Raw genomic sequence first — 15,092 nt, 5'->3', positions numbered from 1 at the left:
CGGTCCGACGGGCGAGACATGGAACCGAAGACCGTCCTCATCACGGGCTGTTCGTCCGGGATTGGGCGCGCGACCGCCGAGGCCTTTCTCGACGAGGGATGGGAGGTGTACGCCACGGCCCGCAACCCGGCAGACATCGAGACGCTCGGGGACGAGGGCTGTGCCATCGCCACCCTCGACGTGACCGAACCGGACGATATCGACCGCGTCGTCGACCGCATTCTCGACGAACAGGGGCGAATCGACTGCCTCGTCAACAACGCCGGCTACGCGCAGTTCGGCCCCGTCGAGGACGTGCCCACCGACGCCGTCCACGACCAGTTCGACGTGAACGTCTACGGTCCCCACCGGCTGATTCGGGCCGTCCTCCCCCACATGCGCCGCCGGCGCGAGGGGACGATTATCAACGTCTCCAGCGTCGCCGGGCGCCTCTCCTTTCCCGGCGGCGGCGTCTACTGCGGGTCCAAGTTCGCGCTCGAAGCCATGACCGACGCCCTCCGCGCGGAGGTGGCCGAATACGGCATCGACGCCGTCCTCGTCGAACCCGGGCCGGTCGACACCGACTTCAACGAGCGGGCAGAGTCGGAGCTATCGGGCGTCGAGCGCTCGGGCGCCTACGACTCCTTTTACGACGTCTTCGAGGACACGCAGGCCATCGGTGGCGGCGGTCCGGGCGCGGTGTCGCCCGAACGCGTCGCCGAAGACATCCTGAACGCCGCGAGTTCGACCAAGCCCGCGAGTCGCGTTCCCGTGGGCGCGCTGGCCCGGGTGACCGTCCTCGCTCGATTCCTCCCCGATTCGCTCCGTGACCGAGCGTTCGGCCTGCTGGACCGCCTGCGCTGACTACGCCAGACACGCCGCCACGACGCGCAGGGCGCGTTCGCCCCGCACTTCGTCGGCGAGCAGGGGGACGCGTTTCACGTCGTGGCCGCGAAAGAGGTCGGTCGCCCGGCGGAGCGCGCGCTGTTGAACGTCCCATCGGCGCTGACAGAACTCACACTCGTCGAGGTTCGGCGAGACGACCCACTCCGGGTCGACGTCGGCCACGTCGGCGAGATTCTCCATCACCCGGTTGACGACGACGGTGCTGACGGGTATCGAGAACTCGTCGAGTTGAGCCACCAGTCGCTCGGATTCGACGACGCTCATCTCCTCGGGCACCATCACCACCCGGAAGTCGGTTCGCGTGGGGTCTTGCAACACGTCTCGCAGGCGCTCGATGCGGTCGCTGAGTTCGTCGAGGTCCGGCGCCTCGGCGTCAGCGTCGTCGCCGACGCCGAACATCCCCTTGAACCCGTCCATCATCCCCGAGAACTTCTGCCGCATCGAGAGCAGGCGTCCGACCATCGAATCGAGCACCTCGGGGAGTTCGAGCAGTCGGAGGGTGTGGCCCGTCGGCGCCGTGTCGATGACGACCCGGTCGAATCGGGGGTCGTCCAGATACTCCAGCAGTTGCCGCATCGCGGCCGCCTCGTCCGCGCCGGGCATCGACCCACCCATCAGCGGGTCGATGGCCTCGTCACCCAGTGCGTCGCCGAGGTCACCGAGGCCGCCGAGCGGCGCGCCGGCGCCGGGGTCGTCGCCGTCCTCGACGCCGATGCCACCCGCCCCGAACATGCCCTCCTCCATCGCGGCCTCGGGGTCGATTTCCGCGGCCCACAGCGGCGAGTCCTCGCGGATTCGCGTCGGCGTCGCCGGAATGTCGACGTCGAGCGTGTCCGAGAGGGAGTGGGCGGGGTCCGTCGAGACGACGAGCGTCGCAGTGCCGTCGGCGGCGGAGGAGAGCGCCGTCGCCGCCGCCATCGTCGTCTTGCCGACGCCGCCTTTCCCGCCGTAGAGGACGTACTCCGGCGCGTCGACGCCCTCGGGGAGGTCGGTCACCGTCTCGACGTCGACGTCCGCCGGACTGTGCTCGACCGCCTCGTCGTCCGTCGCGTCGGCCTCGACTTCGTCGACTGCCTCGACGTCGATATCGCTCATATCGGGCGCAGACGACCCGGACACCTGTACCCGTCGATACGGGGAAGACACTTGGCGTCGGCCACGAGAGGGACCGGTATGCGACCCGATGTGCGAGCGACGGTGGTCGCGCTCGCCCTCCTCGCCACGCTCACGGGCTGTCTCGGCGTGGGACCGCCGGCGGCGACGCCGACGCCCACGGAAGCGACCCCCAACACGGACTGTCCGCCCGCCCTGACCGTCTACGAAGTCGATGAGGAGCCTATCGACCCCGAGGCGGCCGTCGCCTACGAGAACCTCACCGCCGACCAGCAGGCTACCTTCCAGCGCGCGCGAACGGAGAGCGTCGAGGACTTCGACTACGCGTGGTACGATATCGACCTCGTCGTGTACGAGGGAACCTACTACCGAGCGAGTATCGTGGTCTGTTAGAAGTCGTAGTCGGCGAGTCGCTCGGCCGCTTCCTCGGCCCGTGGCGTGACGAGGGCGAACCGAACCCAGTCGTCGTACGTCCCGAAGGTATCGCCGGGCATGCAGGCGACGCCCGCCTCGTCGACGAGGCGTTCGACGTTGTCGAGGGTGCCGGGGAAGTCGTCGAAGCGCGCGAAGACGTAGAACGCTCCCTCGGGGACGATGTACTCCGCGCCCGCGGCGTCGAGGGCGTCGGTGAAGGCGTCGATTCGCTCCCGAAGGAGGTCACGGGAGGCCTCGTAGTAGTCCGGGCCCGTCTCCTGTAGCGCGCGCAACACCGCTACCTGCGAGGGGCGGGCGCCGGTGACGTTGACGAGCATGTGGCGGGTTCGGGCGTCGTCGATGAGGTGTGGCGGGAAAATCGCGTAGCCGACGCGCAGGCCCGTCACCGCCATCGACTTCGAGAAAGAGTTGGTGACGACGACGTGGTCGGCGTCGAACGCGAGGGCGCTCTCGAACCGCCCGGAGTAGTCGTAGTGGTCGTACACCTCGTCGGAGAGGAGGAGGGCGTCGTTGTCGTCGGCGAGGTCGACCATCGCCTCGACCGTCTCGGCGTCGTACACCGCACCTGTGGGGTTGTTCGGCGAGTTGATGAGTATGGCCGCGGTGTCCTCGCTCGCGGCGTCGGCCATCGCGTCGACGTCGGGGTGGCCGTCGTCGCCGACGGGGACGAGACGCACGTCGGCGCCCAGCATCTTCGCCTTGCCGGGGTAGTAGGGGTAGACGGGGTCGGTCAGCAGGATTTCGTTCCCCGCGCTCCGTTCGAGCGCCGCCGCCATCGCGAGATAGTTGGCCTCACCCGCGCCGTTCGTGATGACGACGCGATTCACGTCGACGCCGCGCCGGGCCGCAATCTCTTCTCGGAGTTCGCGCAGACCGTCACTCGGCGGGTACTGGAACGCATCCGGGTCGCTGTCGGCGTAGTCGCGGAGACCGTCCCGGAGCGCCGTCGGCGGCTCCCAGTCCGGCCCGCCGCTCACCAGATCTATCACGTCGCGGTCCGCCTCTGCCGCGTACTGCATGACGTGAAAGAACAGTGGCGTCTCGTAGTCCATGGTCGGTCTGTGGCCGGCCACCAAATCCCTCTTTCGCTCCCCGATGCGATAGTTTCGTGAAGGGCGGGGGCGAAGCCACGGCCAGATGAACAAAGAAGGACACGTACTCAACGCGGCGCTTTTGAGCATCGGTCTCGGCGTCGTGTTGGTGTGGCCGACGACACCCGGCGTGGACACGGCGCTCGAAACCCTCGAGATGATTGCTCGGCTCTCCGTGCCCATCGTCCTCGGTGCGCTCTTCCCGGACGTCGACACCGCCTTCGGCAAGCACCGCAAGACGCTCCACAACCTGTTCGTCCTCGGCATCATCGCCGGCTACCCGCTCGTCTTCGGCAACCTCCAGTACGTCTGGATAGGCGTCGCGACCCACTTCCTCCTCGATATCGTCGGCAGTCGTCGCGGCATCGCCTTCTTCTACCCCCTGACCAAACAGGAGTGGAGTCTGCCGTTCGGCGTCACCACGAGCAGCAAGTACGCAAACGCCGTCACGGTGGTCGTCACCGCCATCGAACTCGCCGCCCTCGGTCTCTTTCACGTCTACGTGATGCCTCTCGAAAGCACCGCGGGCACCATGAGCGCCATGCTCCTCGGCTGAGATGGGCACCCCGCCACCCGTCGACTGGGGCGTCGACGACGCCGACGTCGACACGATTCGACACGCGCTCGCGGGCGCCGCCGTCGGCAGCACCCTCCTCGCTCTCGTCGCCGTCGCGACACTCGTCCGGTCTGCCGACCCCGAGACCCTGCTGATTCTCGCCGTTGCCCTACTCGTGGCCGTCGCGACGGGGCGTGCGCTCGCGGGCGTCAGGACCGTCGACGTCGGCGGGTCGCTCCGCCGCCGCCCGCTCTTGCTCGCGGGCGTCGCGTGGGCGATAGGACTCGCGCTCGTCTGGCGGTGGCGCCCGTTGGCGGCAGTCGCGCTCCTCGTCGTCGCAGTCGGGGGCTGGATACTGACGATGGCCTGTCGAACCGAGGGGCGACTCGACCCCGACGAGGGCAGTCTCCGCTACGGAACGCGAACGGCGCCGCTCGATGCGGTGTCCGAAGCCCGCCGGATACCGCTCGGTCCGGTCGCGGCGTACTGGCTTCGGTTCGAGCGCGGCGCAGTCGGGAGCGGCGTCCCGCGGGTGCTCGTCGTTCCGAGGGCCGTCGACGCGGCGGTCGGCAGGGCGCTCACCAACGCCGCCAGCGCGGACGCGCCGGCCGGCGACGGCCACCACGAGGCCGGACGCGTCGAGCGGGGCGTGGCGGCGGCGCTCGGCCTCGGCTGTCTGCTCGCTGGCCCCGTTCTGTGGCTCCTCCTCCCGTCCGGCGGAGACGCCACGCTCGTCACGCTGTATCTGACCGCCATCGGCGCGCCGTTTGGCGTCATCATGCTCCGCTACGCGCTGGTGGCTTAGTACACTCGCACGTCGTCGAATCGCCCGCCGTACGCGACGTTGTCGGGATGGGTGGGCTCGTCGCCGGAGAGAAAGAGCCGGTCGACTTTCCCCCACGAGTTCTCGTAGCCGAGGTGGGCGAACTCGGCGAGACACTGGAGGCGATGGGTGATTCCTTGCCGGCGGACGGCGCGGCGCGAGACATCCGTCCGGAGCGCGTCGACGAGGGCCGCTTCCGTGTCGATTGCCGCCTCGACGGTCGTCCACGCCTCGCCGACCGTCCCTCCCAAGTGGGCGTAGGAGGAGCCAAAGCCACGCTGGCCCGTCTCCTCTGCAATCTCGCGAGCGCGACGGTTCTGATGCGGGAGACACTTCGCGTTGTACGTCTCGACGGCGTCGATAACGTCGTCGTTTTTCGCCACGTCGGCCCGCGAGCAACTCACGTTCAGCATCTCGGGATGGGGGACGAGGACGGCGGCGCCCTGTCGCTCGAACTCGTCGAGCGCGCCGCGGAACGTGACGAAGTCGGGGACCGGGTCGGTGAGGCCGATAGCGAGGAGGTGGCGACGGTCGTGCCACGGCCCGGTGAACACCTCGCGCGCGGGCACGACGAGCAAGTCGTCGTCGGAGAAGCGGTCGGCGCGGGCACGAATCTCGGGCAGGCGCGTGAAATGCGGCGCGTAGACAAGCACGTCCAGATTGCGGGCTTTCGCCCGCGAGACGACACGCTCGTCGAGCGTTTTGACGTGCATATCCACGCGAGTCGAGTCGGCCGACGTCACGGGCGACAGTCGATGGACGCCGCAGTTATGGGTTGCTATTCGAGAGCCGAGACCGTCACCGAATTGACCAGTCGGATTATCGCTCGTCGGAGTCGAGGACGCGAATCTGGTCGCCGCGGACCGTGACGGGGATGGGGACGGTGGCTTCGTAGAGTTCGACCGTCACTTGGTCCTTGCCTTCGTCGATACGCTGGACGCGGGCCTTCTCGCCCTTGAACGGGCCGGCGATGAGTTCGACGATGTCGCCCTCGGCGATGCCCTCGACGTCCGGCGTCGGCGAGAGGAAATGCTCCACCTCGGTGAGCGAGGACTTGCCGGGAACGATGCTCCGGGCGTGGGGAATTTCGTCCATCACGCGTTCGAGGACGGCGCTGTTGTCCGCCTCGACCATGACGTAACTCGTGAGGGAGTCGGGCGCGAGGACGGCGTGTACCTCGTCCTCCTCACGGCTGGCTATCATGTCGGCGACGGTGCGTTCCTGACTGGCCGTGGTCTTGACTGCGAAGATGCCCATCTCACATCCCTCCGGGCAGTACGGTCATGACGGCGAAGATGACGAATCCCAGTAGGCCGATAAGGAAGATACCCGCCCCCGCGACTTTGGCAATCTGCGAGAACTCGTTCCACGACGGCGTGCTCGCCATTTTGAGCACGCGGACGTAGCTTGCGAGGTCGTACTTGACGTCCATGGTGGCTCTAGACGAGCGGGCTTTTTCTATCTATTGATAGGGAGCCGAGCGACTACTCGACGTAGTCGATGTCGTCGGCCGGCTCGGGCGCCGCCTCGTCGTCGCCGCGGCCGTATATTTGGGGCGACTCGACGCCGGTGACGACTATCATCGTCCGCATCGTGCCGTCGAGTTCCTCGTCGATGGACGTCCCCCAGATGATGCGCGCGTCGGGGTCGATGCGGTCGTAAATCTCCTCGACGACGCCCTCCGCCTCCTCGATGGCCATGTCGGTGCCACCGGTGACGTTGACGAGCGCCGAGTTGGCGCCGGAGATGTCGACATCGAGCAGGGGCGAGCGGAGCGCCGACCGCACCGAATCCTGTGCCTTCTGCTCGGAATCGCTCTCGCCCAGCCCAATCATGGCGACGCCGCCTTTCTCCATGACCGTCTTCACGTCGGCGAAGTCGAGGTTGACCAGTCCCGGCTTGGTGATGAGTTCGGTGATGCCTTTCACCGAGCGCATCAGCACCTCGTCGGACACCTTGAACGCCTGCCGGACGGGGAGTTTCCCCACCGAATCCAGCAGGCGGTCGTTGGGCACGACGATGACCGTGTCGGCCACGTCGCGCAGTCGTTCCAGCCCCGCCTCGGCGTTGGTGCGTCGCACCTCGCCCTCGGCGGTAAACGGCGTCGTCACGATGGCGATGGTGAGCGCGCCGGATTCGCGGGCCGCCTCGGCGACGACCGGAGCCGACCCGGTACCGGTCCCGCCGCCCAGCCCTGCGGTGACGAAGACCATGTCGGACCCCTCGATGGCGCCGTAGATGTCGTCTTGACTCTCGATGGCGGCTTCCTCGCCCACCTGCGGGAGCGACCCGGCGCCGCGGCCGCCGGTCTTTTTCTCCCCCATCAGAATCTTCGTGTCGGCCTCGACGTCGACGAGGTGCTGAACGTCCGTGTTGGCGGCGACGAGGTTCGCCCCCTTGATTCCCTCCTCGGCCATCCGGTTGACCGTGTTGCCGCCGGCGCCCCCACAGCCGACGACCGTGATGTCCGTCTGGAGGTCCTCGAGAACGTCCTGCAGTTCGTCGTCAGTCATCTTGCCGGTGCGATTCGTGTCGTCCTGTGACGCGTCGGTCGCGGGAGTGGCGTCGGCATCGGCCGCGGTCCCATCCCCCGGCTCCTCGGCATCCTCTATTGCATCCTCCACGATGGAGTCCATATATGCACGGGCGTTTCGAAGGCAGCCACATTATCTTTCCGCCCGTCGTCACGCGCGCGTCTGACGCTGAGCGAGAATCGTGTCGGTCGCCCGTCAGACGCCGCTCGTCACGGGTCGACGCGAGCCGGGTCGAGCCGCTCGACCCGTTCGGTCTGGACGGTTTCGGGCTCGATTCGCTCGCCCCCGACTTCCACCGCCTGCCCGTTCGCGAGCTGACCGAACTCCGGGCCTTCCGGGATGCCGAGCGTCCGCGCCGCCTCGGGGTCGAACGCCGCCGTCCGGGCGACGACCGAGCCATCCTCGCGCCGCACCTCGTCGTACGACTCCCGGAGAATCGACACCAGCGCGTCGGTGAGGGTATCCGCTGCACCCGTCGGGTCGGACGCGGGATAGACGACCCGACCGGCGGGGCGCGTGCCACCCTCGGTCGTCTCGAAGGCGACGGCCGACGCCGCGACGGCGGCCCGCGTCGCCTCGGCGTCGACGCCGTGGGCCGCATCGACCAAGTCGGCCGGGAGGTCGGCGACGACGATGGCCTCGGCGGGGTCGTCGGCTACGTCGGGGACGACGTCGCCGAATCGGAGGCCCTCGCACACGTCGTCGACGCGGGCTTCGACCGCTTCGACGACGGGAATGGGGTGGGCGCTCGTCTCTTGGAGCCACGTTTCGGTGACTACGCGACAGCCGAGGTCTTCGAGAACGGACACGAGGCCGGGGCGCTCGCCCTCAACGAGGGCGTAGTCGGTCCCGCTCGCCTCGACGGCCCGCCGGAGGACGTCGCGGTTGGCGGCGGGGTTGCCCATCGCCTCCAGCCCCCAGTCGGCGCCGACGTGGCCGACGGCCCACGACGTCTCGCGGACGACGCGGCCGAACCGGGGGGCGTAGTGGCCGCCGCCGAACCCGACGACCTGTTTCTCGCGGTCGGCGTCGACGCCGCGGAGGTCGAGGACCGCGCGAGCGACGGCACGGGCACCCTCCGGGTCTTCCCACTGCGGTTCGTCGCTCCCGAGTTCGACGAACATCGAGGGGACGCCCACGTCGGTCGGGCCGTGGTGGGTGCACTCGGTGCCCACCTCGTATCGCTCGGGGGCGTGTCGGTCCAAGGCGTCGACGACGTCGGCGGCGGCGTTGGGACAGGCGCGGGCGAAGTGGCCCGCCTCGCCGCCGTACTCCGCGTCGCCGAAGTTGCCCGTGAAGTGGGCGGTCAGGAGCGCTCCGGACTCCCCGGAGTGACGCGAGACGACCACGAGGAGGTCGGGGTCGTCGAAGGCCGCGTCGGGGCGGTCCAGATGGATGTGGAGGTCGTCGAAGGTTCGAAGTTCGAAGCCGTCGGTCCGGTGGTAGATGCCGCCGCCCTCGGCGTCCGGCCGCGTCTCGTCGCGGTGCTCGGTCCAGTCGCCGACATCGAGCAGCGCCTCCCCGATGTGTTCGGAGGCGCTGTCGGCGCGGCTGACGACGATTGCAATCACGACCGCATCTCACAGTCGCGCCGCAAAAACCCGCTCGGTCCGGCGACGTCAGGACGACGTGATGACCAGCACCGGTCGGTCGACCGTCCGCAGGACGCGTCCGGCGACGGTGCCGAGTCGCTGCCCGGCGAGGTTCGACTGTCCCTCCGAGGACATGACGAGCAGACCGACGTCGTTGTCCGCGGCGTAGTCGGCGATGGCGTCCGCGGCGGCGCCGCGAACCACCGCTTCGCGCACGTCGAAGTCCGTCGTATCAAGCCCAGCGAGCAGGTCGTCGACCGCCTCCCGCCCCTTGGCTTCGAGCCGTTCGACGTAGTCTTTGGAGACGCCGCCGGCGTCGAACACGCCCGCCTCAGCCTGCACGTCGACGGCGTTGAGGACGTGCAGCGACGCCTCGAAGTGACGGGCGAGGTCCGCGGCGTAGGGACCGGCGGCCGCGGCGAGGTCGCTCCCGTCGGTCGTCACGAGGACGTCGCCCCCGGGAGTCCCGACGTCGCTGTCGGGGACCGTCAGCACCGGCACCTCGCTCCGGCGAAGCACGCGCTCCGTGACGCTCCCGAGGAGTCGTTGGGCGACGCCCGAGCGGCCGGTCCGGCCGATAACGAGGAGGTCGGCGCCGCTGTCGCTCGCGTGTTGGGCGATGGTTCGACCGGGCTTGCCCGACAGTAGCGTCGTCTCGGCGTCGACGCCGTGTTCGGCGGCGCGGTCGGCGGCGGCGTCGAGCACCGCCTCCCCGCGGTCCGCATCGCCGTCGTACACCGCCGCGAGTTCGACGTCGGCGTCGTAGCGGGTCGCGAGTCCGACGCCGTACGTGGCTGCCCGAGTCGCACAGTCGCTTCCGTCGACCGCGATGAGTAGTCGTTCGAACATGTCAGTCTGCCCCCTTTGGTTCGCTCTGTCCAAAGAACGCGTCGTTGATAGTGCCCGCGGACTGGCGGACGATGGCTCCCAACGCCTTCCGGCGGGAGACGAACAGCCCCACCCCGAGGACGAGGTAGATGCCCGTGAACACGAGCAGAAGTTCGTAGTCGCTGATGGGGAGTTCGAGAACGCCTCGGATGAGCAGGAACTCGGAGAGCACCTGCGTGAGGAACAGCACCAGCAGGACGATGGCCTCCCGGACCGAGATTTCGAAGTTTATCAGGAGGGCGATGGCGAAGAAGGATTGTGCGGCGGTGAGCCAGATTTCACCCGACTGCTTCTGGTCGAAGGGAAGCGCGCCGTACTGCCCGAGCGCAATCGAGTAGACGACGACGAGCGTCCCGATGAGCAGCGTCCACTGGTTCAGCTTCGAGGAGATGAGCGCGTTGAACCCGGCCGTCGACCGGGCCTTGTTCACCAGATAGACGACGACGATGAGTTCCGGCGACTCGGAGGCCAGCGGCGCAATCCACTGAATCATGAAGAAGGAGGGGATGCCGATGTTCTGACCCAACTGTTCGAGGCCGTGTGCGAACGGTTCGACCGCCGTGAATATCATCATGCCCGAGTAGGCAAACAGGGAGAGAACGGTAACGGCACGAACCGGTTTCGAGAACGTCTGTAGATACGCCGGCACGCCGACGTGTGCCTCGTCGGCTTCGACGTCGCCCTTGAGGACGACGGCGATGTAGACAACGTACAGGCCGACGAGAACCGCCATGTCGAGGATGTCGATGCCGCCGTTGAAGGGGACGAGAAACGCCCAGAGCGTCGCGGCGAACAGGAAGACGATTTCGAGGCCGATGTCGCGGTCGAGCGACACCGCGTCGGCGAGGAAGCCGGAGCGCTTCTCGACGGCCGGGTCGTCGTCCGACCCACTCCGGAAGACGGTAAAGAGCGCGACGCCCGCCCAGCCGATGCCGATGAGGATGCGGTTCGCGCCCGTCATGTTGGCGACGGCGAGGTTCCCGGCTTCGATGCCGCGCTCGGTCCCCGCGAAGACGCCGGCGTTCCACGCGTAGAGCGCGTCGACGGCGTACTCCGGGGCGACGGCGAGCACCGCGAGGATGGCGATTGCGAATGCCCGCGGAACGTCTTTCTCCGCGGTTTCGGCCCCCCACGCGAGGAGGAACGACGCCCCAAGAACCGAGAGCCCGCTCACGAGGACGGTCACGCCCGTCGAGAAGCCGTGTGCGACGCCACTCAGCCAGCTGACAATCCACGGGAGCGTCAGGGCGACGGCACCACCGAGCGCGAGGAGTGACTGCCGTCTCATCGCCACCCTCCAGACGCACCAACGTCTCCGACAGCCGCTACAACAGAAGTCTGTGTCCGTATCATCAGTTCGTGTGTACCGGTAGCAACGCCCCACGTAATAAAACACAAGTTGTGCCCGTTTTCCCCGATTTCGGGGGTTTGAACGCCCTTATCGCCCGGACGGCCGGAATAGCGGTGTGCGGTGATATCGCTCGATACGGAGCCGGAACCCCGCGATATCGGGCGATTTAGGGGACAGACCGGATTCGTCGGAGACACCCAGTCTTTTAGCGCCCGCCGAGAGAACGCTCAGGAAATGACGATGCACGTGTTCGGCCTCATCGGCAACCCCGTCGGCCACTCGCTGTCGCCGCCGATGCACGAGGCGGCGTACCGAGAACTCGACATGGACGCCAGATACGTCACGTTCGAACCCGACGACGCGGCGGCGGCGCTGGAGGGCGCAAAAGCGCTCGGCATCGACGGCCTCAACGTCACCATCCCGTTCAAGCAGGATATCCTCGACTTGGTCGACCCGGACGACCTCGCGGCCCGCATCGGCGCGGTCAACACCGTCGATTTCTCGACGTCACCGCCCCGCGGCTACAACACCGACGCCGCGGGCGTGCGCCGAGCGTTCGACCACCACGACGTCGTGTTGACCGGCAACGACGCCGTCGTCGTCGGCGCCGGCGGGGCGGGGCGGGCCGTCGCCTTCACTCTCGCAGAGGCGTGTGACACCGTCCACATCGCCAACCGGACGGCGTCGCGAGCGGCGGAACTGGCCGCGGAGGTTCGCGAGAACGCCCCGGCGACGGTGACGGGCGGCGGCCTCGACACCCTCGCGGACCGCGTCCCCGCGGCGGACGTCCTCGTCAACGCGACGAGCGTGGGTATGGAAGAGGACCAGACGCCGGTGTCGGCCGACCTGCTCCACGGCGAACTGGCGGTCCTCGACGCGGTGTACACCCCCGTCGAGACGCGTCTCCTCCGGGACGCCGCCCGGATGGGCGCGACGACCATCGACGGCGGCTGGATGCTCCTCTTTCAGGGCGCCGTCGCGTTCGAGCACTGGACGGGCCGAGACGCGCCGGTCGAAGCGATGAACGACGCTCTGCGACAGCGACTCTGACGGCCGCGAAGGTTTTTAAGTCCCCGGCCGTCCTAACTGTCAGTAATGGGTATCTTGAACACGCTCCTGTCGGCGCTCGGGCTGGACTCTTCGTCCGGAGACGAGCACGCCCGAGAGACGACCGTCAGCGTGGAACGAGAGGCGAACACGGAGACCGAAGCGGTGGTCAAAGGCACCGACGAGGGGAGTGAATCGGCCGGCGCCGCGGGGACGGACGCGACGGCGTCGACCGGGTCGCTCGTCGATAGCAACCCCGACGGCGAGGCCGCCGAACCCGCCGAGGCCGTCGACACCGACGAGACGGAGACGGAACTCGACACCGTCGAAGCGGAGTCGGAAGGCGAATCGACCGGGGAACACGAGGCGACAGACGAAGCCGAACCGACGCCGAGCGACGAACCCGTCGACATCATCAAGGGCATCGGCCCGGCGTACGCCGACCGCCTCGCGAACGCCGGCGTCCACTCCGTATCCGACCTCGCGGCGGCGGACGCCGCCGACCTCGCGGACGCAATCGACCTCTCGGAGACGCGAGTGGGCCGCTGGATAGACCGGGCGAACGAACACGGGGACTGACCGACCGGGAACGCGGCGTATATATTCGGGCGTCGAGAACGTCGGCGCGATGCCCGACGCGGACCAGCGAATCACGTCGCTCGACGCCGTGCCCGCCGACACGACCCACCTCTGTACCGTCCGCGACGCCGAGGGCGACGAGCGTGAGATGATTCTCGTCCGCACCGACGACGGCGTCTCTGGCTGGCTGAACTACTGCCGACACTTGCTCGACGTGCGACTGGACAAGGGGTCCGGTGCGCCGATGCGAGACGGCGAAGTCGTCTGTGCGAACCACGGCGCGTACTTCGAGGCCGACACCGGGTACTGCACGTTCGGGCCGTGCGAGGGCGCCACCCTCGAAGCCGTCGCCGTCACCGTTTCCGACGGCGACGTGTATCTGACCGACGAGGCGTACGCGTTCGTCCGGGACGGGCCGATGGACCACGGCGACGGCCCGTCGCCGTCGGAGACCTACGAGTTCTGAGCGGTCAGTCGCGCTGCCAGATGTAGACGGCGAGTGCGAGGAATCCGCCGAAACCGGTGAGATACGTCAGGCCGCCGACGGCGAGCGCCCAGAACGCCGCCCGGTCGTCGCCACGGCGCTCCGCGTCCGTGTAGACCCAGTAGGCCATGACGAACGGGAGTATCAGGAACACGAGACCGACGAGCAGTAGTTCGGGACCGCCGGGCAGACCCATCTGGAGGGGGACCATAGATGCTTCTCCCGACGGCAAAGCCATAAAATTCCGGCCACGTCGGGGTGAGTTCCCTCGTCGTGTCGCTCCCCGGTCGTCGTACGTCGCCAGAAATAGCGGGAGGTAGATTTGAACTACCGATCTCCGGGTTATGAGCCCGGCGGAATCTCCTGGCTATCCCATCCCGCTACCGGAATCGAATCCGGTCGCGGCATTAAGGGTTGTGATTCACGGACTGAACGGCGTCGCGCGGTCAGCGGTCGGCGCCGACGCGCCACGTGAACAGCCCCTCGGTGAGGTAGTTGAGGAGCATCCCACAGCCGATGCCGATGACGTTCGCTACCGTCGGCCAGAGGTCGGCGCCGGCGACGACGAGTGTCACGTCGGTCCCCGCAGTGAGCGCGGTCAGCACGGCGAACCCGACCAGCAGGCCGCCCGCGCGGACCAGATGCGATTTGAGATAGCGCCGGATGCCAGCGAGCCAGCCGAGTCCCCCCGCGTTCGGGAACGTCCAGCGGTCGTTGATGAGGAACATGAGGGTGATAGACACCTCGGCGCCAGCAGCCTTCGCAAGTTGGGGGAGGACGCCGTAGCCGGTGGTCAGGAAGGCGACGACGAGCGTCTCCGCGGTAGCGCCGACGGCGCCGACGGAGAGGAACTTCCCGAAGCGAATCCCCGAGTAGAGTTCCTCGAGTTTGCCCAGTCTGTCACTCATCGGTGGTCACGGTCGACGAGCGCGGGCGACGAGTCCCGCGAGCGGTCGAGAAGCGTGTGCAGTCGGTCGTTCCGAACGAGTCGCGCCCGGTGGCGAGCGGTGAACAGCCCGCGAGCGAGCCGAAGCGTCGTCTCGACGGGCGAGACGGTCGATTCGGGGCGGTCCTCCCAGACGACGGGCACCTCGACGATGCGACAGTCGACGGCGTCGGCGACGGCGAGCAGTTCGATGTCCCACGCGAAGCCCGGTTCGTGGAGATAGTGTCGAATCCGCGCCCACGCGTCGGCGGTGAGCGCCTTCGCCCCGCACTGGTAGTCGTGGAGGTGGACGTCGAGCAAGCGGCGGGCTAGCCACGCGAACCCGTCGCCGAGATAGCGACGGGCGACCGTCTGATGGGACTGCACGGTGGCGTCGGGATGACGCCGCGACCCCGCCGCGAGGTCGGCATTCCCGCTCACGACCGGTGCGACCACGTCGGCGATGGAGGGAGCGGGCGTGCTGCCGTCGGCGTCGGCGAAGGCGAGGACATCGGTCGACAGCGCCTCGAATCCCGCGGTGATTGCCGCGCCCTTCCCGCGGCGACTGGACGCCTCGTTGAGCGTGACGGGGAGTTCGGCGATTCGGTCGCGAACGTCGGGGGTCGCCGCGTCGAGTTCGACGCGGATTTCCTCGGGGGCAAGGGCGTCGTGGAGGGCACGGACGTACGCCCCGAGGCGGTCGACGTCCGGGTGGTACGCGGGGATGACTATCCCCACGGAGCGAGTCATGGGGTGGTCTTTCGCGAGCGGCGTAAAAAACCGACCGAC

General features: G+C 68.1%; 19 protein-coding genes and 1 tRNA gene. 7 read left to right on the top strand and 13 right to left on the bottom strand.

The features are described from left to right. Positions 1-18 precede the first annotated feature (18 nt). Complete coding sequence (locus tag ACQUSQ_RS13895) at positions 19-843, top strand: SDR family oxidoreductase (protein WP_435069980.1); 825 nt, start codon at positions 19-21, stop codon at positions 841-843. Here ACQUSQ_RS13895 and ACQUSQ_RS13890 read toward each other — a convergent pair whose 3' ends face one another. After that, on the bottom strand, positions 844-1,980 hold the full coding sequence (locus tag ACQUSQ_RS13890; protein WP_435069978.1) for an ArsA family ATPase: 1,137 nt from the start codon (positions 1,978-1,980) through the stop codon (positions 844-846). A gap of 78 nt (positions 1,981-2,058) precedes the next feature. Between ACQUSQ_RS13890 and ACQUSQ_RS13885 the strand changes: the two genes are divergently transcribed. After that, positions 2,059-2,391: a hypothetical protein gene (locus ACQUSQ_RS13885; protein ID WP_435069976.1), complete on the top strand. Its 333-nt coding sequence runs from the start codon at positions 2,059-2,061 to the stop codon at positions 2,389-2,391. Here ACQUSQ_RS13885 and ACQUSQ_RS13880 read toward each other — a convergent pair. Continuing rightward, positions 2,388-3,485, bottom strand: a complete 1,098-nt coding sequence (locus ACQUSQ_RS13880) for a pyridoxal phosphate-dependent aminotransferase (protein ID WP_435069974.1) — start codon at positions 3,483-3,485, stop codon at positions 2,388-2,390. The two genes, ACQUSQ_RS13885 and ACQUSQ_RS13880, sit on opposite strands and share 4 nt — an antisense overlap. Before the next feature lie 85 nt (positions 3,486-3,570). On the opposite strand from ACQUSQ_RS13880, the gene ACQUSQ_RS13875 reads away from it, so the two are divergent. Both ACQUSQ_RS13875 and ACQUSQ_RS13870 read left to right on the top strand, forming a co-directional pair. After that, positions 3,571-4,080 (top strand): metal-dependent hydrolase, encoded by a 510-nt coding sequence (locus tag ACQUSQ_RS13875; protein WP_435069972.1) that lies wholly within the window; start codon positions 3,571-3,573, stop codon positions 4,078-4,080. 1 nt (position 4,081) lies between these two features. After that, positions 4,082-4,885, top strand: coding sequence for a hypothetical protein (locus ACQUSQ_RS13870; protein WP_435069969.1), 804 nt, complete (start codon positions 4,082-4,084; stop codon positions 4,883-4,885). On the opposite strand, the gene ACQUSQ_RS13865 is transcribed toward ACQUSQ_RS13870, so the two are convergent. The 7 genes from ACQUSQ_RS13865 to ACQUSQ_RS13835 form a co-directional block, all read right to left on the bottom strand. Continuing rightward, positions 4,882-5,616 carry a PHP-associated domain-containing protein gene (locus ACQUSQ_RS13865; RefSeq protein ID WP_435070044.1) on the bottom strand — a complete coding sequence of 245 codons (735 nt, stop codon included), beginning with the start codon at positions 5,614-5,616 and terminating at the stop codon, positions 4,882-4,884. The genes ACQUSQ_RS13870 and ACQUSQ_RS13865 overlap by 4 nt on opposite strands. Before the next feature lie 106 nt (positions 5,617-5,722). Further along, positions 5,723-6,160 carry a transcription elongation factor Spt5 gene (locus ACQUSQ_RS13860; protein WP_435069967.1) on the bottom strand — a complete coding sequence of 146 codons (438 nt, stop codon included), beginning with the start codon at positions 6,158-6,160 and terminating at the stop codon, positions 5,723-5,725. A 1-nt stretch (position 6,161) separates the two neighbouring features. Beyond that, complete coding sequence (locus tag ACQUSQ_RS13855) at positions 6,162-6,335, bottom strand: protein translocase SEC61 complex subunit gamma (RefSeq protein WP_435069965.1); 174 nt, start codon at positions 6,333-6,335, stop codon at positions 6,162-6,164. A gap of 52 nt (positions 6,336-6,387) precedes the next feature. Continuing rightward, the gene (gene ftsZ, locus ACQUSQ_RS13850; RefSeq protein ID WP_435069963.1) at positions 6,388-7,539 is read right to left on the bottom strand and encodes a cell division protein FtsZ; all 1,152 of its coding nucleotides are present in this window, start codon (positions 7,537-7,539) and stop codon (positions 6,388-6,390) included. A gap of 107 nt (positions 7,540-7,646) precedes the next feature. Further along, on the bottom strand, positions 7,647-9,008 hold the full coding sequence (locus ACQUSQ_RS13845; protein WP_435069961.1) for a D-aminoacyl-tRNA deacylase: 1,362 nt from the start codon (positions 9,006-9,008) through the stop codon (positions 7,647-7,649). A 48-nt stretch (positions 9,009-9,056) separates the two neighbouring features. Next, positions 9,057-9,878 (bottom strand): universal stress protein, encoded by an 822-nt coding sequence (locus tag ACQUSQ_RS13840; protein WP_435069958.1) that lies wholly within the window; start codon positions 9,876-9,878, stop codon positions 9,057-9,059. A gap of 1 nt (position 9,879) precedes the next feature. Continuing rightward, a complete protein-coding gene (locus tag ACQUSQ_RS13835; protein WP_435069956.1) occupies positions 9,880-11,205 on the bottom strand; it encodes a sodium:calcium antiporter in 1,326 nt (441 codons plus the stop codon). Positions 11,206-11,508: 303 nt separating this feature from the next. Between ACQUSQ_RS13835 and ACQUSQ_RS13830 the strand changes: the two genes are divergently transcribed. Genes ACQUSQ_RS13830 through ACQUSQ_RS13820 form a run of 3 tightly spaced genes read left to right on the top strand, consistent with a single transcriptional unit; the run spans position 11,509 to position 13,360 of the window. After that, positions 11,509-12,318, top strand: coding sequence for a shikimate dehydrogenase (locus tag ACQUSQ_RS13830; protein WP_435070043.1), 810 nt, complete (start codon positions 11,509-11,511; stop codon positions 12,316-12,318). Positions 12,319-12,363: 45 nt separating this feature from the next. After that, the gene (locus tag ACQUSQ_RS13825; protein WP_435069954.1) at positions 12,364-12,894 is read left to right on the top strand and encodes a helix-hairpin-helix domain-containing protein; all 531 of its coding nucleotides are present in this window, start codon (positions 12,364-12,366) and stop codon (positions 12,892-12,894) included. A 49-nt stretch (positions 12,895-12,943) separates the two neighbouring features. Beyond that, a complete protein-coding gene (locus ACQUSQ_RS13820; protein ID WP_435069953.1) occupies positions 12,944-13,360 on the top strand; it encodes a Rieske (2Fe-2S) protein in 417 nt (138 codons plus the stop codon). 4 nt (positions 13,361-13,364) lie between these two features. On the opposite strand, the gene ACQUSQ_RS13815 is transcribed toward ACQUSQ_RS13820, so the two are convergent. From ACQUSQ_RS13815 to ACQUSQ_RS13800, 4 genes are all read right to left on the bottom strand, one after another. Then, the gene (locus tag ACQUSQ_RS13815; protein ID WP_435069951.1) at positions 13,365-13,589 is read right to left on the bottom strand and encodes a hypothetical protein; all 225 of its coding nucleotides are present in this window, start codon (positions 13,587-13,589) and stop codon (positions 13,365-13,367) included. Between the two features lie 96 nt (positions 13,590-13,685). After that, a tRNA-Met gene (locus ACQUSQ_RS13810) sits at positions 13,686-13,760 on the bottom strand. Between the two features lie 64 nt (positions 13,761-13,824). Continuing rightward, a complete protein-coding gene (locus ACQUSQ_RS13805; protein ID WP_435069949.1) occupies positions 13,825-14,286 on the bottom strand; it encodes a GtrA family protein in 462 nt (153 codons plus the stop codon). Next, on the bottom strand, positions 14,283-15,053 hold the full coding sequence (locus tag ACQUSQ_RS13800) for a glycosyltransferase (protein WP_435069947.1): 771 nt from the start codon (positions 15,051-15,053) through the stop codon (positions 14,283-14,285). Before ACQUSQ_RS13800 ends, ACQUSQ_RS13805 begins: the two co-directional genes overlap by 4 nt. Between the last annotated feature and the right edge of the window lie 39 nt (positions 15,054-15,092).

The sequence above is a fragment of the Haloplanus sp. C73 genome, from assembly GCF_051195115.1.
Taxonomy (GTDB): Archaea; Halobacteriota; Halobacteria; order Halobacteriales; family Haloferacaceae; genus Haloplanus.
The sequence above is the reverse complement of the archived record's forward strand: the minus strand, read 5'-3'. Positions and strand labels throughout refer to the sequence as shown.